Origin of the sequence: Corynebacterium sp. HMSC074C05, from assembly GCF_001838325.1 — a bacterium.
GTDB classification, from domain to species: Bacteria; Actinomycetota; Actinomycetes; order Mycobacteriales; family Mycobacteriaceae; genus Corynebacterium; species Corynebacterium amycolatum.
On sequence record NZ_KV836277.1, the window covers coordinates 84,405 to 110,672 of the forward strand.

The following is a 26,268-nucleotide window of genomic DNA, read 5'->3' on the forward strand; positions in this document are numbered from 1 at the left end:
CAGTGGCGCGACCGTGCGGATTTTCACCGAGCTTCTCGTCAGTGGCATGGCAGTGGATTTCTCCATCACTCTACTGCAGCGTCTATTGCTAGAGTTCCAGCGACTGCTCCGCAGGCTGATCTGGGAAGTGGGACCAGAGGAAGTCGGTGGCATTAGTCAGTTCCGCGAGCATGGGAACGATATGGTTTAGGCCTGTCTTCGGCAGCAGAGGCGAAGTCGTGTTTTCGACGTACTCCAGGTCGGTGAACCCGAGATTCAGCCAAGCATCACGTAGCTTGCGGACCTGGTTGATGGGGATGATGTCATCGTGCTCACCTGAGTAGAGGTACACCGGGGCATTCGGTACGAAATTGCCGACGCGCTGGCGTGCGAGTTCCTTCTGCACCGGCTCGTAGCGCTTAATCATCTCACTGAGCGACTCACCGCTGGTGGTGTACTGGTCAGTGGTCTCAAACGAGTGATGGAAACCCAAGCCGCCCGCGCAGTAGTTGCCAACGTTGTCCAGCAGTTCTTTGCCTTCAGGGCTGATTTCTTCTTTGAGGACACGGCGCAGCTCCGGATCTTTATCCAGGACAGAGTTGATTGCCAATGCAATCGCAGCGGTCAGGGTCGTACCATCAATCTGGTCGAGAACGTTTGCGAGGTCGGACGGCGGGCCGCCGGCGGCAGAAGCGGCGACGTTGAGCTCCGGGGCGTAGACACCTGCACGCTCAGCAGCTGCAGCGGCTGCGGAGCCACCCTGGGAGTAGCCATAGATTCCCACGGGCGCCTTTTGATCCACGCCTAGCTCGTGGGAGGCAGACACGGCATCAAACAGTGACTGTGCCGAGGCGATATTGTCGACGTAGTCCTGGTTGCCCTGGTCATTGCGGTGGTGGTCAATCATCACCACAGTCGCACCTCGCTTCAAGTTCGCAACCATCGGAATCGTCTCGTATGGAGCAATAATGTCCATCGGACCGAACTCAATCTTCAACCCGGTCTGCGAGGAGATCGACGGGTCGCACTTTTCCGCGCCACCTTGCGTGCCCGGCGCGATCGCCACGACCGGACGCGGACCGCTGCCCTTCCACTCCGTTTTCGGAGTTACCACAATGGCAGTGTCCACACTGGGATTGCCGAGGGAATCCGTGGAGTTGTAGTGAATACGCTTGGCATCCACATTCCACAGCTTGTCGTTCACCATCATCTCGGCATCCTCGCTGTTGACTAGCGTGCCGGCATTCGCCGCGCGCGACGGGGTCAGCGGCAGAGAATTCAGCGGAGAGGCTGCGGCCACGCGAGCCTGTTCCGGGGTCAGCTGCCTGCCTGCGCCCTCGCTACCAGACTCCTCATCGTCTTTCTCGATGCCGAGTAGCCTCTCCATATTCGGGTTCGGTACATGGCCGAAACCAGGCAGTTCGCGGTTTGCGCTTGACGACGACACCTTATCCGCCAGCCCACTATCCGATAGGCCCGGGATGTTTAGTGGCTGTGCGTTTGCAGGTGTAGCCAGGCCGATGGTCATAAGACCTGCTAGCGCTACCCCGATTCCCGTTCGGATTGTGCGACGGTTTCGTCGTGAAGCAGAGCGTGTCTGTGTCGAGGCACGGCCGGTGCCGACGGTGTCGTGTGCCTCGTGCGTGAGTGCTTCAGCGTCGTGATGTGGCATGAAATCTCCTGAATAACCCCAGATTGAAAACCCAATGAAAACTTCCCTTAATTCAGAGGAAGTTAGGTTATGAAAACAATAAGGTTTTAAAAAGGTAGATCGGTGGATTTTCAGTGAAGAATTTGTATGTTTTTGCGGAGGGGTATGAAAACTCCACTTCAGGATGGTTTCGTTGGGCTGGAAAGGGGCTGGATAATGTGCCCCTGTTTTCGGGGGCTCAGCTCTGTGTGTGTTTGCGTATTCTTGAGAGTATGACTGCATCTGATCAAGGAACCCGCACTCGTCAGGACGGTTGCCCCGGCAGCCGCAAGGTTCATATCGCAGCTGATGGCGCAATTGGTCGTCTGCGCTTCCCCGGAGGCTTTCTCCCCGCGCCGGGCTTCGCCGTACTCGCCGATTTGGCCGAGAATTTCGGCGACGGTGATATTCACTTCACCTCCCGCGGCAATGTTCAGATCCGTGGCATCACCAACACCGGCGCATTCGCCGATGCCGCGGAAGAAGAGAAGCTGGTTCCCTCCACCAGCCACGACCGCGTACGCAACGTTCTTCAGTCGCCGCTGTCCGGTCGCGTCGGCGGTAAAGCTGATGTGCGCGACCTGGTTCAAGAGTTCGACAAGGCCCTCATCGCGGAGCCGTCGCTGGCAACACTGCCAGGTCGCACACTCATGGCTTTCGACGATGGCCGCGGTGACGTGCTCGGTGAGCGCCCCGACTTCGGTGTTGTCGCCCACGATGAGAACACGTTCGAACTCATCATTGGTGGCGCGACCTCGGGGCTTGTCGTCTCGCGTGACGACGTCGTGGAGGCTCTCATCACCACAGCGAAGGTGTGGAATGACAGCCGTGGTTCAGCCTGGCGCATCGCCGAAGCCAATGCGGCCGAGCGCGTTGCTGATGCCGTAGTCGAGGAATTGGGCGCGCGAGTTCGTCGCCAGGAGCCGACTCCGGCTGAGAGCTTCGATGCCACCGCCGGGCTGTCCCGCCAGATCGGTTGGATTGACCAGCCGGATGGCCTGGTTAGCCTGGCCGCTGGCCTGCGCTTTGGTGTCCTCCCGGCGCGTCTGGCCCGAGCGATCTCGCACACTCAGGTGCCGGTGCATATCACTCCGTGGTACTCGCTGATCCTGCATGATTTGGAAGAGGAAGTTGCCGAACAGGTCGTCAAGGTATTGGCGCCCAATGGTCTGATCTTCGATCGGAAGTCCACCTGGCTGCGCGTCAGCGCCTGCACCGGACGCCCCGGCTGCAAAAAGTCTCTGGCTGACACCCGCGGCGATGCTTCTCACGCAATTGCCGATGGCCGACTGCCCGAGGGGCGCGTGCACTTCTCCGGTTGTGAGCGTCGCTGCGGCAAGCCCAAGGGCGGTTACTTCGACTATCTCGCCACCGGGGACGGAGAATACGAAGTCACTGCTGTGGACTAGGCTTTAAGCCTATGAAGCGCTTTGAGTACAACACCGACGGTGCGGATATTTACCGTAACTCGTTTGCCATCATTCGCGAAGAAAGCGATCTTTCCCGCTTCGATGCCGATGAGGAAACCGTCGCTGTCAGAATGATTCACGCAGCAGGTCAGACCGACCTGGCCAAGGACATCGTCTTTTCCACGGGAGCTGTGCGCGCAGCTCGCCAGGCTCTCGAGGAAGGCGCTCCTATCTTCACCGATGTCAACATGATCGCCTCGGGTATTACCCGCAAGCGCTTACCTGCTGACAACGAGGTCATCTGCCTGCTGCGTGATGAGCGCGTCCCCAAGCTGGCTCAAGAACTCGGCACCACGCGCACTGCTGCCGCCGTGGAGCTGTGGAAGCCACGCCTAGAGGGCGCGGTTGTCGCCATCGGCAACGCTCCCACCGCCCTCTTCCACCTGCTCAACCGCATTAATGAGGGCTCCTTCCCCATGCCCGCTGCCATTTTGGCCATGCCAGTGGGCTTCGTCGGTGCCGCGGAATCAAAGCAGGCCACTATCGACTCCGGTGCCGAAAACCCAGAGCTGAAGTACATCACCGTCACCGGCCGTCGCGGTGGCTCGGCTATCACCTGTGCTGCCCTCAATGCCATTGCGACCGCAAAGGAGATCATCTAAACCATGTCCGGCTCCTACAGTGCTCAGCCTGGTCATCTCTACGGCGTCGGACTCGGTCCCGGCGACGCAGGTCTCATTACACTCCGCGGTGCCGACATCATCCGCACAGCCGATGTCATCGCCTACCATGCAGGAACTCACGGACGTTCCACGGCGCGCTCAATCGCCGCCGAACTGATTGACGCGCGTGACGACGCTGCCGTGGAAGAGCAATTGCAATACCCGGTGACCACCGGGCGCCCGGCCGACTACCGCGAGCAGCTCGCCGGTTTCTATGCAGAGGCCACTGCTCGCCTGCACAAGCACTTGGCCCAGGGGCGAAGTGTTGCAGTGCTGTCGCTCGGTGACCCGATGCTCTATAGCTCGTACCAGCATCTGCATCACGCCCTCAGCGAGGACTTCCCCACTGAGATTGTCCCTGGCGTGGCCAGCATTACTGCGGCGGCAGCAGAGATTGGCCAGCCACTCGGCGAGGCTACCGAAATCGTCAGCGTTGTCCCAGCCACCGCAGATTCCGAGCGCATCGCTGCGGTTCTTGACGCTTCAGACTGTGTAGTCATTATGAAGCTGGGGAATAACGTTGAGAAGGTTCGTACAGCGTTGCAGGCCGCGGGCATGCTCGAGCGCGCCTATGTTGTCGAGCGAGCAACCATGAATGAGCACACCAGCTACCCGCTGGCCGATGCCGACCCGGAGAAGGTTCCCTACTTCGCAGTGGCCGTCGTGCCTTCCGCTGTCTACGGCACTAAACGGAGTGTTTCTGGGGTGCCTTCGCCAGCCGATGATGCAGCGACCGGTGCAGCCACCGATACAGCAACTGAGTCGGCTCCCCCAGCGGTCGGTGAAGTCGTAGTTGTCGGCCTTGGCCCGGGTGCTGAACGCTGGACTACCCCAGAAGTCACCGAGGAATTGGCCCGGGCCACGGATCTGGTGGGCTACTCCACCTACATCAACCGAGTTCCTGAGCGCGCCGGGCAACGCCGTCATCTCTCAGATAACCGCGTTGAGGCAGAGCGAGCCACTATGGCGCTGGATATTGCCAAGCGCGGCGGTCGAGTTGCGGTGGTCAGCTCCGGTGACCCTGGAGTCTTCGCGATGGCGGCCGCAGTGTTGGAAGTCGCTGACGACGATATGTGGCGAGGCATCCCCGTGCGAGTCGTGCCGGGCATGACTGCGGCTCAGGCCGTCGCAAGTCGAGTCGGTGCTCCCCTTGGCCATGACTTTGCGATGCTCAGTCTCTCCGACAGGTTGAAGCCCTGGGAGGTCGTCGTTAAGCGAGTGCGTGCCGTAGCCGGAGCAGACATGGCGTTTGCCGTCTACAACCCAGCATCCAAGTCGCGGAGATGGCAGATCCGAGAGCTGCGTGCATTGGCCATGGAGTACCGCGAACCAACAACGCCTGTGATTGTGGCGCGGGCAGTCGGCTCGGAGCAGGAAAACGTCACCGTGACCACGTTGGCGGAATTCGACCCGGATGTCGTCGATATGCGAACCATGGTGATTATCGGTTCGTCGTCGACAAAAGCGTATCGGGCTGGCAAGACCACTCGGGTCTACACCGCACGTCACTACGGTGAGGGTGGCACGAGTGGAACTGGTGAGTTGCTGCGTTAGCTGCTACGCCCGGCGGATGACGGCGTTGTACGCCTCATCCACCGTTGTGGCAACAATGGCGATATCCGCGCCCGGCAGGCGCGGGCGCTGCACGATGACGACCGGCTTCTTAAGGTCGCGGGCTGCTTCAATTTTGGCGTAGGTAGCAGCACCACCGGAGTTCTTGGTCACCACGCAGTCCACGGCGTAATCCCGCATGAGCTTGCGCTCCGCTGCGACATCGTAAGGCCCACGGCTGAGAATAATCTTCCGATTCTTGGGCAGCGGCGGCGCGGGCTGTTCCACGCAGCGAATGAGGTAACGGCCGTTGGAGTCGCCGGCAAATGGAGCTAGCTGCTGACGGCCAATAGTGAGAAACGGGCTGTAGAAGTGGTCGGCAACAATGTCCGCGGCCTCCTGCATAGAGGACACCTCAATCCAGTTGTCGCCGGGCTGCTTCTCCCACGCAGGGCGATGCAGCGCCACGAGCGGAAGACCGGTGGCGCGGGCAGCTTCAGCGGCAGATTCGCTGATTCGCTCCGCATAAGGATGCGTGGCGTCGATGATGACTTCGGTGGCATCGGCGATCAGCCATCGCGTGAGCCCCGCAGGGCCGCCGAAACCGCCGATGCGGACATTGCCGGCGGGCAGCTTGGGGTTGGATACGCGACCGGCCAGTGAAGAGGTGACAAACCAGCCCTCGCCCACTAGCCGCTTGGCCAGGGCACGAGCCTCAGCAGTTCCACCCAGAATTAGTGCACGCATGGAATGGTCCGTCCGTGTTCATCGCGTGGGCGATCATCGCTGTAGAGATAGCTATCCGGGAACGCCTCGGCAGTAAGCACCTTGCCAACAATGATGACAGCCGTGCGAGTCACACCTGCATCCTTGACCTGCTGCGCAATATCAGCCAGCGTGCCACGGAGAATAACCTGTTCCGGGCGGGATGCGAAAGCCACGACTGCCACCGGACCGTGCTTCCCATAGTGCGGGGTGAGTTCCTTTACCACGCGGTCGATGTCATGGGCGGCCAGGTGAATGCACAGAGTCGCACCCGTGCGGCCGAAGTTTTCCAGGGTTTCGCCCTCTGGCATCTTGGAAGCGCGCCCGGAGATACGAGTCAGCACCACTGACTGGCCGACAGTTGGCACCGTGAGCTCGTGGCCGAGAGCTGCCGCAGCCGCGGAAAAAGCTGGCACACCCGGAACGATTTCGTAGTCAATACCTAGCTCGCTGAGACGACGGACCTGCTCTGCCAGCGCCGACCACACCGACGGGTCGCCGGACTGCAGGCGTGCGACATCCTTGCCCGCCTTATGTGCCGCTTGAATGGTCTCGATGATGGTATCCAGCGGCATACGCGCGGTATTGATAATCTCTGCGCCCTCGGGGCAGCTCTCCAGCACCTCAGGCGGGACAATTGATCCCGCGTAAAGGCACACTGGACAGGAGCGAATAAGCCGGTCCGCGCGCAGCGTCAGCAAATCTGCTGCGCCCGGGCCTGCACCGATGAAATACACAGTCATTGTGGGTTACAGAGTCCTCAATATTTTTAGACAGAGAAATTACGTCTATGGTAGCGCAGGCTCTACTGGCTTCACCGCCACCCACTGCACCACCGGCAACGCCGGCCGCCACGCAGTGAAAGTGCCGACTGCACCTGCGCGCTCCACGGAAAGCCGGGTGACATCCCCGCCATAGTCGCGACGTGCCTGCCATAGCAGAGCCTCCGACTCCAGCGTGACGGTGTTCGCGACGATGGTGCCACCCGGGGCAAGGCGTTGCCAACAGGCCTCAAGCATGCCGTCAGCAGTGAGACCTCCGCCGATGAAAATGGCATCGGGGCGAAGATTCGAGTCAGCCAAAGCTCCCGGCGCTGCGCCGTGGTGGACAGTCACATTGCCCGACAGGTTCGCCACATTCTCAGCAATTCGCTCTGCACGAACAGCATCGCGCTCAAAAATTTCCGCGCGCCCGCCGTGCCGAGCCCACTCAATGCCAATCGACCCCGTGCCACCGCCGACATCCCACAGCAGTGCTCCCGGCCGCGGATCCAACGCCGCTACCGTCATTTGGCGAATCGGTGCCTTCGTCAGCTGGCCATCCGAGTCAAAGTCACCGTCGCGCAGCCAGCCGCGCGCGCTTCCCGACGGCTCCACCGCCAGCACCGTGAGGTTGCCAGCTGGAACCGGCGGGCTCGCCACCGTTCCTTCGGCCACAGACTCCGGCAGCCCCGTCGCCTCCGAGCCACCGAGATTGGTCAGCGCGGTGAGCTTGGTGTCTGGGCGGTCGGCTAAAACCGTAGCGACCTCCTTCACTGAGTCCGCGTTTCGACACAGCACGAGGAAGGGGCGCAGTGCATCTGCTACCGGCACAACACGTGCAGCACCAGGTATCCCCGGCTCCCCTGTTACTAGAGAGATCACCGGAGTGTCATGCAAAGGCCAGCCGAGGTAGGCACAGGCCAATGAGGCCGACGACGGTGCTGGAATAACTTCCACGCCACCGCGGCCGAGCTCGCGGACCAGGGACGCGCCGACACCGTGGAACATGGGATCACCACTGGCCAGGATGACATCGACTGCGGGGTCAATATCGGCCAGGGTGGCCTGCCAGTCCTTCCAGAAGCCACTGGGCCAAGGAGAGAGTTCGGCGTCCAGGTTAACGTCGGCAAGCAAACGGAGCTGACGGGGAGAGCCAATGATGCGGCGAGCGGACGACAACGCCTCGACAGCGCGGGCGGATAGGCCAGGGTACCCGTCGCAGCCGATGCCGACGACGCGAAGCTTTGGGCTCATCGGGGCATCTTGCGCCAAATCCAGCGCGGAGTCAGATGTGTGGCGCGTGCGAGCAATGCCAATTTACGCGGCACCCAGACGTGGGGCTTCCGACCGTCGAAAGCAGTGACGGCGGCCTCCGCGACCTCGGCGGGGCGCGAGGACATCGGCGCTGGCTTCATGCCTTCGGTCATGCGGCCGATGACGAAGCCCGGCCGGACAATCGTCAGCTGAATATGGCTGCCGTGCAGGCGGTCCTGCATGCCCTGGAGGAAACCGTCGAGGCCGGCCTTCGCCGAACCGTAGACGTAGTTGGCGCGGCGCACGCGGGCACCTGCGATAGAGGAAAAGGCCATGATGCGGCCCGCGACCTTATCGCGCACAGGCAGAGTGCCGGCGGCGATGTCGGACTCCATGCGCGCGACAATCTCGGTGAGAATCGACGCCTGTGCCGTGAAGTCGGTATGTATGACTGCCGCAGCAGCCTCGCCGGACTCCTCGCACTTCCGCTGATCACCGAGGATACCGAACGCGACAATCACCGTGTCAATGGGACCGTGCTGCCAGGCGTGCTCGACGAACTGGCGGTGTGCCGCGATGTCATCGGCATCAAAGTGGATGCGGTGCACCGCGACGGCACCGGAGTCGATGAGCCGACCGGCAATGCCGTCGAGTGCCCCAGTGCGGCGCGCAGCGAGCGTGAAGGTGTTGTGGTTGGCCAGTCGCGCGGCAACTTCCCCGCCGATCTCGCTGGTGGCACCAAGAACGAGTACGTGTCCCATGCGCTAGAAAATACCTTTCCTCTAAACCTCGATTAGACGGTAATTAAATCGTGCGGACCATTATTGACCGATTCTCCGCCGTCTTCGGTGACAACGATGATGTCTTCCAGCCGCATACCGAACTCACCCGGCAGGTACACACCCGGCTCCACCGAAAACGCCATGCCAGGCTCGAGCTTGAGCTCATTGCCAGCCATAATGAACGGCTCCTCATGCGTGGACAGGCCAATGCCATGACCAGTGCGGTGAATGAAGTACTCGCCGTAGCCCGCAGCGGTGAGGCTATTACGCGCAATCGCATCGATCTCTGCAGCCGTCACACCGGGGCGCACCGCCGCCACGGCAGCTTCCTGCGCCTTGCGCAGAGCCGCCCACGCTGCAGCTTCCTTCTCCCCCGGCTTGCCGACGACATAGGTGCGCGTGCAATCGGAGTGGTAGCCAAGCGGCAAGGTGCCTCCGATATCGACGACCACCACGTCGCCTTCCTCGATGACGCGGTCGGAGAAATCGTGGTGCGGATTCGCGCCATTTTCAGCGGAGCCGACAATGACGAAGTCAATGGCGACGTGCCCCTCCTCCAGGATGGCAGCCGAGATCTCGTCGGCGACCTCGCGCTCAGTGCGACCTGCGCGCAGCATGCCCGGCACACGAGCGTGAACGCGGTCAATAGCGGCGCCGGCCTCGCGCAGCTGTTCAATCTCAGCGGCGTCCTTGCGCATGAACAGTTCCTTCAGAAGGTCTCCGGCCAACACAGTTTTAGCTCTGGTGAGATCCTGAATGGGAATCAAGTGGTCAGCGGTCAAAGAGGCTCCCACTGCGAGGGTGCCCACGTGGCCCACCAAGTCGGCGACAATGCGGTGCGGATTCTCTCCGTCTTCCCACAACACCACATCGGCGTTGAGATCACCGATAGCGCACAGCGGCAGATCCCCGCGCTCCACGGCGGGCAGTACCAACGTGGTGGTGCCGGATGCAGTGACCACCAGCGCGGTCAGGCGTTCATGCGAAGTGACCGCAGAACCAATGAGATACTGCAGGTCAGCGCCGGTTCCAAAGACTGCAGCGTCCGCATCGCGGCTGCGGAGTAGCTCCGCAGTGCGATCCAGACGCTGCTGATAGATGTCAAAGCTAAAGATACCGTTGCTCATAGTTGCCAACTGTACCCGTCGGCCTTGAATAAGACAGAGGCGCGGAACTAGATGCTGGTGTCGGGTAGACGGCGTGGGACGACCTTGCCACCGTCATTACGAGGCAACGATTTCATCCACACAATCTCGTCAGGCACATTGTGCTCCGCGAGATTCTGGCGAACGTGTTCGCGAATCATGTCGTCGGAAAGGTTAGCACCAGCAACGCTGTCTTCACGTACAACGTAGGCTCGAAGAGTCGCGACGATGTCATCCTGACTACCGTGGACAAACACATCGTCGATTCCATCGACGGTTCCGAGGAATTCCTCAACTTCACGAGGGTAGACATTTTCGCCTCCCTTGATCAGCATGTCGTCTGCGCGACCGGCTAGCTGAAGCATACCGTTTTGATCAATGAGGCCCTTATCCCCTGTTCCGAGCAGCCCATTCATGACATCATATTTGTCACGTGCAGCCAGTAACCCGACCATCGTCATAGAGTTTGCTGCGTAGACGTTACCTAGCTCTCCTGGATTGGCCTCAGTGCCATCTTCACGGAAAATGCGGAGCTCGACGCCAGATGGAATATGCCCAGTGGTGTGCGGGTCAGCGGCGAATTCAGGGCCAGTTGCAATGGCGATTTGGCCATGCTCAGTGGAGCCATAGAAATTGCACACAACAGGCCCAAATCGCTTATTGAGCTCACGAACCAAATATGGCGGCATGGCGTTACCCGAAGAAACGATGAACCCAAATGGGCCAATCTTTGTTTCTGCTCGGTCCGCGGCAGTGACTAGATCCTTCAGGAAGACTGCAGCGGAGACAATTCCGGTTACTCCATACTGAAGGCAGTCCGCAGCAGCCTGATCTGCATCAAAATTTCGACGCAAAATGAGTGTTGAGCCAGTGGCCAAGCCAATCTGAAGGTTGAGCCAACCCCACGCATGGAAGACCGAAGCGGTCAGTTGAACTACCATGTTCTTCTTCCACGGGATTGCCTTTACAATACCGCCGAGCACCTTTGGCGTGCGTGGAACTGGGAGGCGAACGCCTTTGGGGATTCCGTAAGTTCCAGACGACATGATGATCGTTTCTTGCTGCCGCGGCTTTCGAGGAAGCTTGGAGCTATCGGTTTGGCCGGAAACGAGGGAAAGAAACTCATCATGGTCACCACCAACAGTGAGTGATTTGATTGGAAATTCTGCGTCTTGGTTGTACTCGGCGTCTACGACCAAAATATCCGCGCCATAGTCAGACATAATCGCGCTAACCTGCTTTGACGATGAGGCAGGATTCATAATCATCGGGCGGGCCCCGAGGTAGCTGCAGGCCAACAATGGCAGCACGATGGCACGAGAGTTTCGCGCAAGTATTGCGATGGTGGATCCTTCGGTAATCCCCATTTCCATTAGGTGTGCCGTGAGTGTTCTAGCCTGGGTCCGAAGCTCGCTATATGTAAGTTCGCCGAAATCATCCACAATGGCAAGTCGGTCAGGCCAATTAAGGCAGTCGTTTTCGACGAGAGCTGCCATGGAAATGCCCCATTGGGACATATTCTTCAGTGCTTTAGGACCATCATTTCTGAGGATGCCGGCACGCTTGAGAGGGCCGAGAGCAGTAGCAAACTGCTTAACCTGGGTCCAAGGCGACACATGAGTTGCGCGTTGAGTGCGAGGTGTCATTTTTCCCTAAAAGTAGTGAGTTGAAGATAAAAGCCCTGGGCCATAAGGCGCAGGGCTTGGAGGCAAGGACTAGATGCGAGCGACGATTGCGTCGGCGATAATCTCTTTGCCTTCACCATTGAGGTGGACCGGAAGGTTGTAGTCCTGAGTGCGGTTGTCGACTGCGCCTGCGATGATTCGCTTATCATCCGGTGCGCACTCATGGCGATCCGTGGTCATCGAGCGGACATCAATAAACTCGGCGTTATGGCGGTCAGCGGCCTGCTGTGCGTACTTAGAGGTTTCAATCTCACCCTGCTCAATCCAGAATGCGGGAACCCCTGCGTCGATGTTTTGTCCAGCAACGTTCACATGGATGAGGCACTGCTTGGAATCACCGGGATGCGAAATGGTTGGGTAATTGACAAATGCAATGCGGGCATTCGGCGCATGTGCGCGAATTTTGTTTACTGCGGCATCGGAAGCATCCTTCCACCAGCCCTCACGCACGGAAGGAAGATTGACTGCGTTGTTGTAGGTGTCGTTGAAACCAATCTGAATTGCAATGAACGCAGTCTGCGGGGTCAGTGCTCCATCGCGAATAGCGCCCTCGATTTGTCGATCGAGGTTGTTTGCGTTCGGCGTGTAGAGGACGGCTCCTGCGCAGGAGTAGTCATCCAGCTGGCGGCCAGTCTTTTTACCGATCTTGGCCGGAATTCCATCAGGGTCATGCGCGCAACCATTCTTCTGCTGAACCTCTGGGAGCCCAGGAATCTGCTCTGGAGCCTTGGCAATCCAGTAGTCCTCAACGGTCGGATTGGCGAAATACGAATCGCCGAAGGTAACAACGTTTCCAGCGGGTGCAGCGTTTGCGATTGGGGCAATGCCGAAGCTCAGTGCTGCGATTCCTACAGCGGACAGAGTCTTATGAAGCTTGCGCATTCGGGGCCTTCCTGAGAAATGAAGTCAGATATGAAAAATATAATCTGCAGTTTCGTTAGTCACTGCGAGATAAGAATAGTGCCATAACTATTCTACTTTTAGTAATTTATCATCTTCACCTCAGGAACCAGGTGTTCAGGAGAAGAGATGTGTCCGAGATAACTAATTATTCAGCGCCACTACTCCTCTGCGAATCGCCTGAATAGCCTCGGCAGACTTATCGCGAATGTCTGTGGAGTAGCCGGTCTTCTTAATCTGCTGCAATAGATCAATGACCTGACGGCACCAGCGGACAAAGTCACCCGGAGTCAGCTCCGCGCCACTTTCGGCCGCTGCCTGCAGGCAGTACCCCAGCGGTGCGCCCGCAGTCCACTGATGAATTGCAGTGGCAAAGGCCATGTCCGGCAAGTCCGTTACCGGCAGCCGGTAACGGCGCTCATCCTCCGACAGTTCCTCCCAGATGCGGTAGGTGTTCCCCAGCGCCTTGGCCAGCGGCTCGGTAGGCACCTCGTCACTGCCTTGACTGGCCTTGCGGTTTTCAAAGACCAAGCTCGACACCGCACCGGCCAGTTCCGCGGGGTCCAGGTCATCCCAAATACCGCGGCGCAGACACGTGGCCACCAGCAAATCCGAGCCGTTGTGAATCTGTGCCAGCCGCAGGCCTTCCTCGGTAATTGTCGGCTCCGCGCCCTCCCGCCATTCCACGTAGTCCATTTGTGTTAGCAACTGCAGCATGCGGTCGAATGTGCGCGCCAATGTATCCGAGGCGGAATCGACGCGCTTTTGCAGCTTGGCCACATGCGCCTCGGCCTGCCGCAGCGTATCGGCGTGACGAGCCATCGTCTCCACCGCAGGATCGCCATGTAGCGGATGCTCGCGCAGCTCCTGGCGGAACTTCCTCACCGCCGGCGAGTTGCCACCAGTGCGACGCTTCAGCCTCTTTGGTCCCTTTAGCCCCTTGCGGCCAATCTCTGCGCGCACAATTCCGAGCGCACGTCGCGGATGCCGGTCCGCATCCCGAGGCAGCTTAATCGCGCCGACCGTCTGCGGCGCCGCTGGGAAGATATGCGGCTCCACACGCCCCACGAACCCGCCGACACTGATGACACCGGGACATGGATTCGACTTCGAATGGTCCTCTCGGTACACCACCGCCAACTGCACCTTCTTACCCTTCGGCAGCGGAATAACCTCGCCTCGACGGAGTCTGCGCAGCGCGGTCACTGTTTCCGTATGGCGGTCTTCAATATTGCGGCGCTTGGCGTTCTTCTCCTCCTGGGTCAGCTTCGCGCGCAGATCCAGGTATTCAAGCATCTGGGTTAGGCGCTCGTCGTCACGCGAACTGCCTTCCTCGCTTGACGACGACCCCTCAGCCTCCGCCCCTTCAGCGTGCGCATCGGCTCCCCTGCCGAGCAATTCCGCACGCAGGGCCGCGGCTTCCTGCTTGGCCTTGGACAGTTCGGCGGCGACTCCGACAATGTCGCCATCCGCCTGGAACTGGGCGAATGAGCGCTCCATGACGCGCTTCGAGCCTTCGTAACCGAGCGTCTGCAGGAGGTTGACGCTCATGTTGTAGCTCGGCGCGAAGGTGGAAATCAGCGGGTATGTGCGCGTAGATGCCAGCCCTGCGACAGCCTTCGGATCCATTGCCGGGGCCCACTGCACCACTGCATTGCCGACAGTGTCGATACCGCGGCGGCCAGCGCGACCGGTCATCTGCGTGTACTGACCCGGCGTGAGATCCACATGTGCTTCGCCGTTGAACTTGACCAGCTTCTCCAGCACGACCGTGCGGGCAGGCATGTTGATGCCCAGCGCAAGCGTCTCGGTGGCGAAGACAACCTTGACCAGGCCTTCGTTAAAGAGCTCTTCCACAATGTGCCGGAACGCAGGCAGCATGCCCGCATGGTGCGCCGCAAAACCACGGATGAGAATGCGGCGCCAGCGCAGGAAACCGAGAACCTGCAGATCTTCCTTCGGAATGTGTGCAACACCGTCATCGATAATCTTGGCGATGCGCTCCTGCTCATCCCGGTCAGTGAGCTCTGCGCGCGTAGCACCGACCTGCGCCAGCGCGCCTTCGCAGCCCGCGCGGGAGAAGATGAAAACGATCGCGGGCAGCATGTTCATGGAGCCGAGCATGCGGATAACATCGCCGCGCTTCGGCGGACGGAACTTGCGCTGCCCCTTATCGCCCCAGCTATACGAGCGCCCACCGCCCTTGTGCTTTTTGTACTGGTAGCGCTCCCTGGCCCCAGCGTCGCCGTAGCCGAACTCGGCACGACGGCACGCCTCCAACAGGTCCTGATTGACCTTGACCGACTTCGCCTCGAAGAGTGGATAGAGCCGGTTTCCCACCAGCATGTGCTGATGCAGCGGAACCGGGCGCAGATCCGTGACAATAACGTCCGTGTGCCCGCGCACCGTGGAAAGCCAGCGACCGAACTCCTCGGAGTTGGACACCGTCGCCGACAAACCGATGACGGCCACGGATTGGTCGAGGTTCAAAATAACCTCTTCCCACACAGCGCCGCGCTCGCGGTCAGCGAGGTAGTGAATCTCATCCATCACCACATGCGTGAGCTTCTTCAGCGTCGGCGAGTTCGCGTAAATCATATTGCGCAGCACCTCGGTGGTCATCACCACGATGTCTGCGTCGCCGTTAATCGAAGTGTCGCCAGTGAGCAGGCCCACGCGGCCTTCGCCGTAGTCCTCGACTAGGTCGTGGTACTTCTGGTTGCTCAACGCCTTGATAGGTGTGGTGTAAAAGCACTTGCCGCCACGCTCAAGAGCTGCATAAATAGCGAATTCGCCAACAATAGTCTTGCCCGCGCCGGTGGGTGCACAGACGACAACGCCCCGCCCTGCCTCAATTGATTGGCAGGCGCGGAGCTGAAAGTCGTCAAGGTCGAAATCCTGTTGGCTGACGAAATCGCCGAGAAGAGTCATGCCTCTAGAGTGTCATAAACCGCGCTAGAGAACATCATCAAAGTCGCTCGTCGGACGATTTCGCAAGTCCTGCGTCGGCATCGGAGTCTCCGGAATCATGCCCTGTGGCCGTGGTGGACGCGAATTGCGAGTAGGACGCATCTGGGATGCCCGCGTCGGCGTCGGCGCGTTCACTGGCGTGGGGCCAGAGATCGGAGAGGTCGTCGGGGCCGCTGATGCCGTCGGCATGCCGCCCGGCTGAATCGACGTCGGCGCACTTACTGAAGTCGGGGCGTCAATGCCGCCCACGTCACCGATACCGCCGGCGGAGCCAATCGGGCCGGACGCTGTAATGGGTCCGGAGCCTTGCTCGTCATCGACGTCCAACCAATCAGGTCGCTCATTTGCTTTACGACGGTCATGGAGACGACAAATCTGGATTGCGATTTCCACCAGCAACGTCAGTGCCGTTGCCATTGCGACCATGGATATTGGTTCCTGCCCCGGAGTCATGAAGGCCGCAAAGATGAACAGCGACATAATGATGATGCTGCGCTTGTCCTTGATGCTCTCGTAGGTAACGACACCGGCCATGTTCAACATGACCAGGAAAAGCGGAACCTCAAAGCTCACGCCAAAGCAGACGATGAGCGCCAAGAGGAAACCGAAGTATTGCGAACCGGTGAGTGCAGAAATTTGCGTCTCTTCACCAATCTGGAGCAAGAACTCCAGACCGATGGCGACAACGTAGTAGGCCAGGACGGAACCCATGACAAACAGCAGCGCGGCGGCAGTCACAACTCTGCGCGTGGTGCGGCGTTCCTTCCGAACCAAGCCGGGAGTGATGTAGGCCCAAATCTGGTAGAGCCACCATGGCGACGACATCACCAGACCGGCCAGCGCACCGACCTTCAGACGCAGCATGAACATTTCAAACGGACTGGTCGCCAGCAGACGACACTCCGCGCCCTCACCGCCGCCGAGACGCATCTCGGGTGGAAGCTGACAGTACGGATCCTTGAGCAACTCACCCAGGGACTTAAAGTGCACAGGGCCAACATTGACCGAGGTAAACGGTATGCGGAACTGACCAATGGTAAAGGCGGTCTGATACCAGATAAAGCCCACAACAGTGCCAACGGCAATACCAGCGAGGGCGAGAACGAGGCGACGCCGGAGCTCTTGAATGTGCTCGACAATAGTCATCACGCCCTCGGGATTGCGCCTACGCTGGCGCTTCCGAGGACGTGATGTGGATGTAGCTGAAGTCACGCTTCAACCGGCCTTCTACTACTGCTGCGGCTGGCCAGGGTTGTTCTGGCCAGGCTGCGGCTGGTACGGCTGCTGCGGCTGAGCCTGCGGTGTCGGCTGCTGGTACTGCTGCTGCGGCTGGTACGGCTGCTGTGGCTGGGCTTGCGGAGCCTGCTGAATTGCAGCCTGCTCCTGGTGCTCGTCATCGTTGCGCATTTCCTTGACTTCGGACTTGAAGATACGCATGGAGCGGCCGAGCGAACGTGCGGCATCCGGCAACTTCTTTGCACCAAAGAGCAAGACAAGAACGACCAGGATAATGATGATTTCCCAGGGACCTAGGTTCGGCATCCGCTTAGAGACCTTTCGAATGAATACAAATACAAGTGGCAAGTTGCCACATCGTGCGCGATTAAAGCTTTGATTTAAGCCTTGTCGTTTCGACCATACTCTGCCAAAGCTTCGCGGGCTCGCGCAACAACGGCGTTTTTCAATTTTAAGGGCTCAGCGACCGTTACGCTCGGTGAACGGCGGAGCACAAAGGAGACTGTTGCGGCCAAGTCGGACATCGGCACGTCAGCGACATATTCCGACTGCCCTAAGCCTTGGTCAGAGACCAGTTCGGTATCCTCTTCTTCTCCCTCATCTTCGGTAAAGAAGACCGGTTCATAGTCTGCGATCCAGGTGGCGTCGGCGTCGATAAGCACACTTGCCCATTCGGACGTTCCCGTTTCCGCACCAAAGGCGTGGGGATCACGGATATCGACAGGCTCTGGGCGGTGGAAACCGGCGGGAGTGTCGAGGACCTCGGCGGCCTCCAGGCGGTCGACGCGGAAGCTCTTCTGGCGACGGTCTTCCTGCGCACGGTCCACAGCGCGGAGGTACGTCGTGGATTCAACTGTATAAACGTTGACACAGTCAAGCTCACGGACTGTAATCTGCCCTGGGGCATTCCGGTAGCGCACCTTCAACACCTTGCGCTGATGCAGCGCGGAATAAATCTGCTCAGAAAAGGAAAAGGCCTTGCCATTTTCCGCAGCGGTCGAGTCAATGATGGGGACGTTTATTCCCAGAGCACTGCGTAGTTTTGTCGCGGCCGTCTGCGCGGCCTTGGAGGAAGTGGTGGCTGCGGAGTCCTCGATGGTTTCCAGGATGAGCAGCAAGGTCGCGGTTTCTTCGGCTGTGAGCGCACGTGGCTGGCTGAGCACCCTTGCCTGAGGCCGAATGCGGACATCAAAGCTGTTGCGGTAATCAACTTCAAAAGCCCGCACTCCGAGGAGTCCCGGCTGGTCGATGTCGGCAATCTGCTCCACGATTGCCCGAATTCGGGCAAAAGGTATGGCCAGCTCGGTAGCGGCCTCTGTCATTGAACGGTGCTGCGAAAAGTACGGTACGACCGCCAACAACTCGTCGACGCTGACACCTGCGTCCAGTTCCCGGGCTGCATGCACTGTCATTAGTTGCCCTCCAAAGCGTTCTTCGCACCATTCAATCCGCCATGGCGAGCGAGTACCTGCTCCAACCGAGCAATAATCTCCGACCGTGCCTCTTCAGGTGATTCCACAATCAAATCCGGTGCGTAACTCAAACCTGTGGACACAATCTCACTCACAGGTGCCGCTGGCAACTCGTAGCGCCCATCCCCCAACGCGGTCGCTTTCATCACCACATCAGCGCAGGTATTCGGAGCGATACGAACAACCGCCTGATAGGTCTTGCCACCGCGGTGCAACATGTTTTCCGCAATCTGTTGCAAGTCACCATCGGGCATTGGCTGGGTCGCCGACGTCCCTGTATCCGACACATCGCGGATACGGCTGAGCCGGAACATACGCGCCGCCTCACGCTGCGGATCAAAACCCAGCACATAGAAGCGCCCGCGCAGGTTAATCAAACCCCAAGGCTCCAGCATGCGCAGTTCATCATCCACGCCGTACTGGCGGGAGTACCACATCTCCACCGTCCGGCGCGGCGAGGTCATTGCAGTCAGCAGTGTGCTGAAATCCACTCGACTCATATCCACCGCATCGGCCACCACCACCGACTCATCCGGCTTCGCAATGGCGCTGCGCTGCGCAAACGATGCGAGCTTCCGCCACGCCGCCACAGCCGTCGAGCTCAGCTCCTCCGAACCAAACGCCGCATTCGCCGCCTGGAAAACCACCGAAGCCTCCGCTTCAGTGAACTCGGGGTCGTGCTGGGTCCACCGCAGTCTGTTCAGGCGCAGACGCTTGACCTTATCGCCCGCGCTTGACGACGAAACCTCCACCGGGACCCCGGCTGCCAGGAGCGCCGCGGTGTCCGCACGTAAATAACGAGCCCGGGAATCCTCGGAAACACGGGAGTAACCCTCGACATGTTTGGAGATCCACGACTCGCTGACCCACCCGGTGTCGTCGGCAAGCGCCAACAGCAGCTGAACCTGGCGTTGGTTCTCACTGATCGCGGCGGTTCCGGGGTTTTCCGATACAGGTGGGACAGACACGACTGTGGGGCTCCTTTTCCTGGGCGATTTCCTGGGACGGAACTAGTTTTCCGGCTGCGTATCCGAGGTCTTCTTCGCAGCCGTCAGAATCTCAATCATCTCATTGACCTCATCGTTTTCCGTGGCAAAGGGGTCGCCGAGCATCGTGGAGACGGGATCATCGCCGGAGATCTTCAGGTGTGTCCAGTCCACGACGGTCTTCAAACTGGATTCTTCAGCTGCAACGAGGAAATCACCCCGCAGCTTCGCACGAGTAGTCGGCGGTGCGGTGCGGACTGCCTCAGCAACCTGCTCATCGGTAATCCACCGCGAGGCAATACCACGGGCTTCCAGCGCGCGGAAGATGCCGCGGCCGGGACGGATGTCGTGGTAGGCCAAGTCGATCTGATGAAGCTTGGGGTCCTCCAGAGTCAGACCGCGGTCCAAGTAGCGCTTCATTAGCGAGTACTTAATGGCCCAGTCAATGTCGTGCTCAATGAGAGACCAGTCACCGGTTTCCACGGCATCCAGTGCGCGCCTCCACAGCTCGACAATGCGGCCCATTTCCTCGTTGGACGTGCCGGCACCGGCAATGCCCTTGTCTTCGTTGACCATGTTTTCTTCGCGGACCTTCAGCCACTGCGCTGCAGCGTCCAGGAACTCGCGCTGAATCTGCAGCGCGGTGGCAGTTTCGCCACTGCGCAGTGGAATCTCGGCCTTGCCCGTCATATCGCGGCTCACCGCACGGATGGACTTAATTTCGTTGGCGACCTCGAAGTCCGGCAACTTCACGCCAGCTTCAATCATCTCCAGGACCAACTGAGTGGAGCCAATCTTGAGTGCGGTCGTCGTCTCACTCATGTTGGAGTCGCCCACGATGACGTGCAAGCGGCGGAATCGGTTGGAGTCCGCGTGTGGCTCATCGCGAGTGTTAATAATCGGTCGGGAGCGCGTCGTTGCACTGGAGACACCCTCCCACACATGATCCGCGCGCTGCGAGAAGCAGTACTGAATCGGATCGTTGTGATACGGCGAGGTTGGGTACGGCAGGAAAATCTTCCCCGCCCCGCAAATGAGCTGTCGCGTAACCAAGAAAGGTAGCAGCAGCTTGGACAGGGACTTCAGCCCCAGTTCACGTCCAACCAGGTAGTTTTCGTGACAACCGTAGGAGTTACCGACGGTATCAACGTTGTTCTTCAGCAGGTAGACCTTGCCGCCGATGCCCTCGTCAGCAAGCTCTGCTTCAGCCCGTTCGGCGAGCTCGTTCAAGATGACCTCGCCCGAGCGGTCGTACGCGACCAGCTGCGAGACAGAATCGCACTCAGCGGTGGCGTACTCCGGGTGGCTTCCGACATCGAGGTACATACGACCAGCATTGGGGGTGAAAATGTTGGTTGCCCCGTACTTGGCGATCACCGGTCGGAACATGTAGCGGGCAATCTCATCCGGCCCCAGGCGACGCGAGCCATCCAGCGTCAGAGTGATGCCGAACTCGGTCTCAATGCCGGTGATGCGTCGGGTCAACGCCTGTGCTGGTACCTGCTGGTCAGTCACTTCTTACTGGCCACCCTTCTGGACGTACGAACGCACGAACTCCTCGGCGTTGTTCTCCAGCAGACCATCAATTTCATCCAACAGGTCGTCAGCAGCTGCAACGTGCTCCTGTGCCTGACCGCCGCCAGCGACCTCGCCGAACTCTTCCTCGTCGCCTCCGCCGGAACCGCCGCCGAAAACCTGAGTGTTACCAGCCATGATATTGCTCCTTAAAATGAACTTTTGAGTATTACTGCCTATTACCGCACTATGCGTGCCTATTGTTCGCGGATAGCCCCGAGCGTACGCAGATGCTCGACCACCTCGGCCACTGTCTCCGCAGACTCCAACACCTCACCGCATTCTGCGGCAGTGAAACGGTCAACTTCATCCAGCGTAATGTAGGCCAGCGTGATTCCCGGCGACTCCACGTCACGAGTGCGTCGATACACCCCCGAAGTGTCCACCACTAAGCTGGTCCAACTGCCCGCGACGACATCCTTGCCAAAGCGGCGCAAAATGCCACCGCGCACATACGCACGCGTGGATTCCGGCGCGTATTCAACCGCGCGGTCGACTTCTTCCTCGGTCACGAGCGTGCGCATCGAACCGCGGCGCACCAGCGCATGGTACAGCCCACGAGCAGGGTCAATATCCGAGTACTGAATATCAATCAACGCCAACTTTGGGTGATCCCAGCCCGCGCCCAGGCGGGTACGCAAGCCCTCCATGAGGTTGTATTTCGCCACCCAATCCAGCAGGTGGGCTGCCTTACGGGGGTCGTCGGCAAGCACGTCGAGCACTTCACGCCAGAGCTTGACGACGTCGCCCTGCTGATCGTAGCTCTCCACGCGACGCAGGTACTCGTACTGCATTTCCACCGCGGACATCCAGGTGACATGGTCCGCCAGCTGCAGCTTCTCGGTGCAGGTTAGGTCTCGGGAGACCTTATGGACCGCCTCGACGGGGTTGCGGAGCTGCAGATCGTCGAAACGCACACCGTCCTCGATGGCGTCAATGACCAAACCTGTGGTGCCCAGCTTGAGGAAGGTGGCGACCTCGCTCATGTTGGCATCACCGATGATGACGTGCAGGCGGCGGAAGCGATCGGAGTCTGCGTGTGGTTCATCGCGGGTGTTGATGATGCCGCGGTTCAAAGTGGTCTCCAGCGAGACTTCGGTCTCGATGTAGTCCGCGCGTTGCGAAATCTGGAAGCCCGACTCCTGTCCCGTCTGTCCCAGACCAACGCGACCAGCGCCCGTGAACACCTGGCGGGTGACGAAAAACGGCGTCAGACCGGCGACAATGTCATCGAACTCGGTTTCCCGGGAGAAAAGGTAGTTCTCGTGGGCGCCATACGAGGCACCCTTGCCATCGACATTGTTGCGGTAGAGCTTGAGCACCGGGCCGGGGTTGCCTTCGGCATCGGTGGCTTCTGCGGCAAGCTGAGCTGCCCGCAGCATAATCTTGTCACCTGCACGGTCAGCGATGACCGCTTCGCGGGCAGTTGCCGTCTCCGGTGAGGAGTATTCCGGGTGTGCGTGGTCGACGTAGAAACGGGCACCATTCTGCACCAGCAGGTTTGCAGCGCCAACGGCGTTTGGATCCACAATTGGTGGCTGGTGGTAGCGGCGCAGGTCAAAGCCACGGCTGTCGCGCAATGGCGACTCCGGTGCGTAGTCCCAGCGGATGCGCCCCGACAGGCCCTCCTCCTGCTCGTGCGCGAAAGCCAGCACGGCCTGCGTGGAGGTGAGAATTGGGCTGACATCCGGGTTGCCCGGGCTGGAAATGCCGTACTCAATTTCGGTGCCGAAGAAGCGGCTCGGCTGTGCGGGGTTTGCAGCAGAGTCAGCAGCGGACTTCGCAGCGGAATTAGCCATGGCGAATCACCTCGACCGAGGCAACCCGCGAGGTTGGGCGGCCGGAGATACGAGCCCACTCATCCGGGTTCGAGGTATTCGGCAGGTCCTCGTTCTGCGCGAACTCCTCCGCCACGGCGGACAGCAGATGGTCCAAGCTAATGCCCGCCTCGCCACCGGCGATAACCGACTTGATGGCGGACTTCTTCGCGCGGTCGACGATGTTGGAAATCATCGCGCCGGAGTTGAAATCGCGGTAGTACATGACCTCGCTGGTGCCATCTGCATAGCGGATCCGCACATACTCGTTTTCTGCCGTCTTGGCGTACATTCGCTCAACGACCTGATCAATGAGGTGTGCCACATTCTGTTCCACCCCACCGTGAGCCTCTACCTCAGCCGCGTTGTACGGCAGCTCCGGGGTCAAGTACTTGCGGAAGATATCCTTCGCCGCAGCCTCATTCGGGCGCTCAATGCGGATCTTCACATCCAGGCGTCCCGGGCGCAGAATTGCCGGGTCGATCATCTCCTCGCGGTTGGTGGCACCAATCACGATGACGTTTTCCAGCCCCTCTACACCGTCAAGTTCACTGAGCAGCTGCGGGACCACAGTGTTTTCCATATCCGAGGAGATACCCGAACCACGAGTGCGGAAAATCGAGTCCATCTCATCGAAAAAGACAATAACCGGCTTGCCGTCCTCAGCGATGTCGCGAGCGCGGTCGAATATCAGGCGAATCTGACGCTCCGTCTCGCCCACGAACTTGTTCAGCAACTCCGGGCCCTTGACATTCAAGAAGTACGATTGAGCTCGCTGCGCCTCAGCCTCGGTCTTACCTCGGGATAGCGCAATCTTGCGTGCCAACGAATTAGCCACAGCCTTGGCAATCAGCGTCTTGCCATTGCCGGGAGGGCCGTAGAGCAGCACACCCTTCGGCGGACGCAGGTTGTACTGCTCAAACAGTTCTGGCTGCAGGAACGGCATCTCCACGGCGTCGTGAATCTGCTCAATCTGACTGTCCAAACCACCGATATCCGTGTAGGTGACATCCGGTACCTCCTCCAGCACCAGGTTTTCCACCTCGGACTTCGGAATGACCTCAAACGCATAGCCCGACTTGCGGTCAATCATTACCGAGTCCCCCGGCTTCGGCGACAAGTCCCCAGCCAGAGACACCACGAATTCCTCACCGTGAGTATCCGAGGCCAAAATGCGCTCCCGATCCGGCAGCACCTCACGAACATTGGCGATATCGCCGCTTTCCGGATAACCGCAGTCCTCCACGATTATCGAGCCCTCATTCAGGCGCACCTGCGCGCCCGGCCGAAGCGCTCGCTCGTTAATCTCCGGCTGCACCCTCAGTCGCATCCGGCGGTTTCCGGTAAACACCTCTGCGGTGCCCTTCTCCGGTCCCGGCTTAAGGAAAATACCGTACGTGCTAGGCGGCTCCAGCATGTCCTCCATGTCTTGGCGCAGTAGCTCTAGCTTGTTACGGGAGTCCCGCAACAGCTCAACCAGGCGATTATTTCGAATGCCGAGGTTGTAGTTCTTCTGCTCAAGATCACGGATTTTGTCAGACGGCGTTGTCATGTACCCCAGATTACCCATTGGGTCCGCCGCTGTTGTTGCTTGGTCGATTTAGACCGTGTGTCGCATCACGCTTTACGACGGCTACACCTCCCAGCGCGAAGCGGCGGTCTTACAGCTTCTTTTGATTTCGTCGCTGTGGACGCGGAGGCACCGTGCCGTCGGCAAGCCTGCGTGCCCACACCAGGAACGCGGTATGCGCTTGCATACGGTGCGCCGGGCGGACGGAGAGATCCTGAACATTCCAGTCGCGGACCAGGGATTCCCAGGCGCGTGGTTCGGTGAAGCACTTCTGCGCGCGGATGCCTTCCATGACCTTCATTAGCTGCGGAACGGTGGCGACATAGACCATGAGCACGCCGCCAGGCTGGAGCACCTTCGAAACGGTGTCCAGGCATTCCCACGGAGCGAGCATGTCCAGAATGACTCGGTCGACCGGACCGCCGAGCGACTCGATGGAGGCTTCGTTGAGATCGCCGAGGCGCAAGTCCCAGTTGTCGGGCTTGTGGCCCATGAAGTCGACAACGTTGCGTTCGGCGTGCTCGATGTGGTCCTCGCGGACCTCATAGGAAATAAGCTGCCCGTCAGCGCCGATGGCGCGGAGCAGGTTGAGGCTGAGTGCGCCGGAGCCAGCGCCGGCCTCCAACACCCGCGCACCTGGGAAGATGTCGCCCTCGACGATAATCTGTGCGGCATCCTTCGGGTAAATCACCGCAGCGCCGCGTGGCATGGACAGGACGTAATCGACCAGCAAGTGACGCATGGCCAGGTAGACCGTGCCTTCGCCGGAGGTGACGGTGGTGCCTTCCTTGGCGCCGATGAGGTCGTCATGGAGGATGGTGCCGCGGTGGGTGAAGAACTTGCCATCCTCCTCGAGGATGACGGTGAAGTGGCGATTCTTCGAGTCAGTCAGCTGGACTCGGTCGCCGACCTGGAATGGTCCGCTTAATGCCATAGGTGTGTGGGCTCCTTTTGGGGTTTGGTTGGGTCCGGTTTTGTTTTGGTCGTGGCGGGATGTGTCGGGTGCAGCCAAATCCGGGCAGTACTCTAACCTGGCTAGTATGCCCGACAATGCCCAAAGTTCTAAGTCAGCAGTTCAGCCTTCCCGCCGCTCTAAGTTGGCGCTGTCGCCGTCGAGAGCTAATGACTACCGCCAGTGCCCGTTGAAGTACCGGTTCCGTGCGATTGACAAGATTCCGGAGCCGTCGACCGTCGCGCAGGTCAAGGGCACATTGGTACATGCTGTGCTCGAACAGATGCATGCCTGGCCCCGTGAAGAACGCACTTACCCAGCGGCGGTGAAGCGCCTGAAGCCGACCTGGGAGGACATGCGTGCAAAGGACGAGGAACTGATTGAGCTAGTTCCGGAGAGTGATTACTACGACTTCCTTGTCGAATGCCGCGGCCTGCTCAAGGGCTACTTCATGATGGAAAATCCCATGGGGTTCGATGCGGCCGAGATGGAAAAGTTCGTTCAGCTGGTTATTGATCCGGATGCGGATCAGACCGTGCCGTTGTCGGTGCCACTTCGTGGTTTTATCGACCGCGTCGATATCGCCCCGACTGGTGAGGTCCGCATTGTCGACTACAAGACGGGCAAGAAGCCTTCTCCTCGCTTCCAGGATGAAGCTCTTTTCCAGATGCGTTTTTATGCGCTGGTGTGGTGGCGACTCACCGGTCATATTCCGGAACAGCTGCGGTTGATGTACCTGAAGGTTGCCGATGACCTGGTGCTGAGCCCCAACGCGACAGAATTAGAGGCTTTCCAAGCGGAGATTGCCGACTTGTGGTCGGCGATCGTGCGCGACGGTGAAAACGGTGACTTTGTGCCGAAGAAGTCCAAACTCTGCGGGTGGTGTTCTTTCCAGGAGATGTGCCCTGCCTACGGCGGGGTCACGCCGGAGTACCCCGGCTGGCCAGGCGCCGTCGGTGATGGTGGTGCTGAGTAACAGTTGCGGATGGCGGTGGCTCTCGATGGCGGTGGCTCTCGAGGGATGTTAGCTTTCGCGGGTGCCGCCGT

General features: G+C 59.6%; 22 protein-coding genes. 4 read left to right on the forward strand and 18 right to left on the reverse strand.

The genetic code is table 11. The features are described from left to right. Positions 1–88: 88 nt before the first annotated feature. Positions 89–1,651: a lipase family protein gene (locus HMPREF3042_RS00360; RefSeq protein ID WP_070601420.1), complete on the reverse strand. Its 1,563-nt coding sequence runs from the start codon at positions 1,649–1,651 to the stop codon at positions 89–91. Positions 1,652–1,902: 251 nt separating this feature from the next. Between HMPREF3042_RS00360 and cobG the strand changes: the two genes are divergently transcribed. From cobG to cobJ, 3 genes are read left to right on the forward strand one after another with little or no spacing between them, the layout of a single operon-like run. Beyond that, a complete protein-coding gene (gene cobG / locus HMPREF3042_RS00365) occupies positions 1,903–3,078 on the forward strand; it encodes a precorrin-3B synthase (protein ID WP_065419943.1) in 1,176 nt (391 codons plus the stop codon). Between the two features lie 11 nt (positions 3,079–3,089). Then, on the forward strand, positions 3,090–3,740 hold the full coding sequence (locus HMPREF3042_RS00370) for a precorrin-8X methylmutase (RefSeq protein WP_048734062.1): 651 nt from the start codon (positions 3,090–3,092) through the stop codon (positions 3,738–3,740). A 3-nt stretch (positions 3,741–3,743) separates the two neighbouring features. Further along, complete coding sequence (gene cobJ, locus HMPREF3042_RS00375) at positions 3,744–5,354, forward strand: precorrin-3B C(17)-methyltransferase (RefSeq protein WP_070601421.1); 1,611 nt, start codon at positions 3,744–3,746, stop codon at positions 5,352–5,354. A 3-nt stretch (positions 5,355–5,357) separates the two neighbouring features. On the opposite strand, the gene HMPREF3042_RS00380 is transcribed toward cobJ, so the two are convergent. The 17 genes from HMPREF3042_RS00380 to HMPREF3042_RS00460 all read right to left on the reverse strand — a co-directional run bounded on the left by HMPREF3042_RS00380 (position 5,358) and on the right by HMPREF3042_RS00460 (position 25,203). Continuing rightward, complete coding sequence (locus HMPREF3042_RS00380; protein WP_070855769.1) at positions 5,358–6,098, reverse strand: cobalt-precorrin-6A reductase; 741 nt, start codon at positions 6,096–6,098, stop codon at positions 5,358–5,360. After that, positions 6,086–6,859, reverse strand: coding sequence for a precorrin-4 C(11)-methyltransferase (gene cobM / locus HMPREF3042_RS00385; RefSeq protein WP_070855770.1), 774 nt, complete (start codon positions 6,857–6,859; stop codon positions 6,086–6,088). Before cobM ends, HMPREF3042_RS00380 begins: the two co-directional genes overlap by 13 nt. A 45-nt stretch (positions 6,860–6,904) precedes the next feature. Further along, positions 6,905–8,131 carry a bifunctional cobalt-precorrin-7 (C(5))-methyltransferase/cobalt-precorrin-6B (C(15))-methyltransferase gene (locus HMPREF3042_RS00390; protein ID WP_070855771.1) on the reverse strand — a complete coding sequence of 409 codons (1,227 nt, stop codon included), beginning with the start codon at positions 8,129–8,131 and terminating at the stop codon, positions 6,905–6,907. After that, entirely contained in the window at positions 8,128–8,892 is a 765-nt protein-coding gene (locus tag HMPREF3042_RS00395) for an SDR family NAD(P)-dependent oxidoreductase (protein ID WP_070854069.1), read from the reverse strand. The genes HMPREF3042_RS00390 and HMPREF3042_RS00395 overlap by 4 nt, the downstream gene beginning before the upstream one ends. A gap of 32 nt (positions 8,893–8,924) precedes the next feature. Beyond that, the gene (locus HMPREF3042_RS00400; protein ID WP_070767498.1) at positions 8,925–10,040 is read right to left on the reverse strand and encodes a M24 family metallopeptidase; all 1,116 of its coding nucleotides are present in this window, start codon (positions 10,038–10,040) and stop codon (positions 8,925–8,927) included. 47 nt (positions 10,041–10,087) lie between these two features. Next, positions 10,088–11,704 (reverse strand): AMP-binding protein, encoded by a 1,617-nt coding sequence (locus HMPREF3042_RS00405; protein WP_070855772.1) that lies wholly within the window; start codon positions 11,702–11,704, stop codon positions 10,088–10,090. 69 nt (positions 11,705–11,773) lie between these two features. After that, positions 11,774–12,625, reverse strand: a complete 852-nt coding sequence (locus HMPREF3042_RS00410; RefSeq protein WP_070560272.1) for a GDSL-type esterase/lipase family protein — start codon at positions 12,623–12,625, stop codon at positions 11,774–11,776. A gap of 162 nt (positions 12,626–12,787) precedes the next feature. Then, entirely contained in the window at positions 12,788–15,574 is a 2,787-nt protein-coding gene (locus HMPREF3042_RS00415; protein ID WP_070855773.1) for a DEAD/DEAH box helicase, read from the reverse strand. Positions 15,575–15,598: 24 nt separating this feature from the next. Further along, entirely contained in the window at positions 15,599–16,825 is a 1,227-nt protein-coding gene (tatC, locus tag HMPREF3042_RS00420) for a twin-arginine translocase subunit TatC (RefSeq protein ID WP_070855774.1), read from the reverse strand. Between the two features lie 18 nt (positions 16,826–16,843). Then, complete coding sequence (gene tatA, locus HMPREF3042_RS00425) at positions 16,844–17,155, reverse strand: Sec-independent protein translocase subunit TatA (RefSeq protein ID WP_070855775.1); 312 nt, start codon at positions 17,153–17,155, stop codon at positions 16,844–16,846. A 74-nt stretch (positions 17,156–17,229) separates the two neighbouring features. Beyond that, positions 17,230–18,261, reverse strand: a complete 1,032-nt coding sequence (locus HMPREF3042_RS00430; RefSeq protein ID WP_070601425.1) for a helix-turn-helix transcriptional regulator — start codon at positions 18,259–18,261, stop codon at positions 17,230–17,232. Further along, a complete protein-coding gene (locus tag HMPREF3042_RS00435) occupies positions 18,261–19,289 on the reverse strand; it encodes a helix-turn-helix transcriptional regulator (RefSeq protein WP_070855776.1) in 1,029 nt (342 codons plus the stop codon). Before HMPREF3042_RS00435 ends, HMPREF3042_RS00430 begins: the two co-directional genes overlap by 1 nt. A gap of 42 nt (positions 19,290–19,331) precedes the next feature. Further along, the gene (gene pafA, locus HMPREF3042_RS00440; RefSeq protein ID WP_070767494.1) at positions 19,332–20,822 is read right to left on the reverse strand and encodes a Pup--protein ligase; all 1,491 of its coding nucleotides are present in this window, start codon (positions 20,820–20,822) and stop codon (positions 19,332–19,334) included. Between the two features lie 3 nt (positions 20,823–20,825). Continuing rightward, complete coding sequence (locus HMPREF3042_RS00445; RefSeq protein ID WP_005510795.1) at positions 20,826–21,020, reverse strand: ubiquitin-like protein Pup; 195 nt, start codon at positions 21,018–21,020, stop codon at positions 20,826–20,828. A 59-nt stretch (positions 21,021–21,079) separates the two neighbouring features. Beyond that, positions 21,080–22,681 (reverse strand): depupylase/deamidase Dop, encoded by a 1,602-nt coding sequence (gene dop / locus HMPREF3042_RS00450; RefSeq protein WP_187402662.1) that lies wholly within the window; start codon positions 22,679–22,681, stop codon positions 21,080–21,082. Then, entirely contained in the window at positions 22,674–24,251 is a 1,578-nt protein-coding gene (gene arc, locus HMPREF3042_RS00455; RefSeq protein ID WP_224786552.1) for a proteasome ATPase, read from the reverse strand. The genes dop and arc overlap by 8 nt, the downstream gene beginning before the upstream one ends. Positions 24,252–24,360: 109 nt before the next feature. Continuing rightward, a complete protein-coding gene (locus HMPREF3042_RS00460) occupies positions 24,361–25,203 on the reverse strand; it encodes a tRNA (adenine-N1)-methyltransferase (RefSeq protein WP_070855777.1) in 843 nt (280 codons plus the stop codon). Positions 25,204–25,309: 106 nt separating this feature from the next. Here HMPREF3042_RS00460 and HMPREF3042_RS00465 point away from each other — a divergent pair, with 106 nt between their 5' ends. Further along, a complete protein-coding gene (locus tag HMPREF3042_RS00465) occupies positions 25,310–26,197 on the forward strand; it encodes a RecB family exonuclease (RefSeq protein WP_070601429.1) in 888 nt (295 codons plus the stop codon). Positions 26,198–26,268 lie beyond the last annotated feature (71 nt).

Coding starts and splice junctions, on each gene's coding strand:
- HMPREF3042_RS00465 (WP_070601429.1), top strand. CDS start 25,310: ATGCCCGACAATGCCCAAAGTTCTAAGTCAGCAGTTCAGCCTTCCCGC.
- cobM (WP_070855770.1), bottom strand. CDS start 6,859: ATGACTGTGTATTTCATCGGTGCAGGCCCGGGCGCAGCAGATTTGCTG.
- cobG (WP_065419943.1), top strand. CDS start 1,903: ATGACTGCATCTGATCAAGGAACCCGCACTCGTCAGGACGGTTGCCCC.
- cobJ (WP_070601421.1), top strand. CDS start 3,744: ATGTCCGGCTCCTACAGTGCTCAGCCTGGTCATCTCTACGGCGTCGGA.
- HMPREF3042_RS00400 (WP_070767498.1), bottom strand. CDS start 10,040: ATGAGCAACGGTATCTTTAGCTTTGACATCTATCAGCAGCGTCTGGAT.
- HMPREF3042_RS00430 (WP_070601425.1), bottom strand. CDS start 18,261: ATGACAGTGCATGCAGCCCGGGAACTGGACGCAGGTGTCAGCGTCGAC.
- HMPREF3042_RS00415 (WP_070855773.1), bottom strand. CDS start 15,574: ATGACTCTTCTCGGCGATTTCGTCAGCCAACAGGATTTCGACCTTGAC.
- HMPREF3042_RS00390 (WP_070855771.1), bottom strand. CDS start 8,131: ATGAGCCCAAAGCTTCGCGTCGTCGGCATCGGCTGCGACGGGTACCCT.
- tatA (WP_070855775.1), bottom strand. CDS start 17,155: ATGCCGAACCTAGGTCCCTGGGAAATCATCATTATCCTGGTCGTTCTT.
- dop (WP_187402662.1), bottom strand. CDS start 22,681: ATGGCTAATTCCGCTGCGAAGTCCGCTGCTGACTCTGCTGCAAACCCC.
- HMPREF3042_RS00410 (WP_070560272.1), bottom strand. CDS start 12,625: ATGCGCAAGCTTCATAAGACTCTGTCCGCTGTAGGAATCGCAGCACTG.
- arc (WP_224786552.1), bottom strand. CDS start 24,251: ATGACAACGCCGTCTGACAAAATCCGTGATCTTGAGCAGAAGAACTAC.
- HMPREF3042_RS00445 (WP_005510795.1), bottom strand. CDS start 21,020: ATGGCTGGTAACACTCAGGTTTTCGGCGGCGGTTCCGGCGGAGGCGAC.
- HMPREF3042_RS00360 (WP_070601420.1), bottom strand. CDS start 1,651: ATGCCACATCACGACGCTGAAGCACTCACGCACGAGGCACACGACACC.
- HMPREF3042_RS00370 (WP_048734062.1), top strand. CDS start 3,090: ATGAAGCGCTTTGAGTACAACACCGACGGTGCGGATATTTACCGTAAC.
- HMPREF3042_RS00405 (WP_070855772.1), bottom strand. CDS start 11,704: ATGACACCTCGCACTCAACGCGCAACTCATGTGTCGCCTTGGACCCAG.
- HMPREF3042_RS00460 (WP_070855777.1), bottom strand. CDS start 25,203: ATGGCATTAAGCGGACCATTCCAGGTCGGCGACCGAGTCCAGCTGACT.
- HMPREF3042_RS00380 (WP_070855769.1), bottom strand. CDS start 6,098: ATGCGTGCACTAATTCTGGGTGGAACTGCTGAGGCTCGTGCCCTGGCC.
- HMPREF3042_RS00395 (WP_070854069.1), bottom strand. CDS start 8,892: ATGGGACACGTACTCGTTCTTGGTGCCACCAGCGAGATCGGCGGGGAA.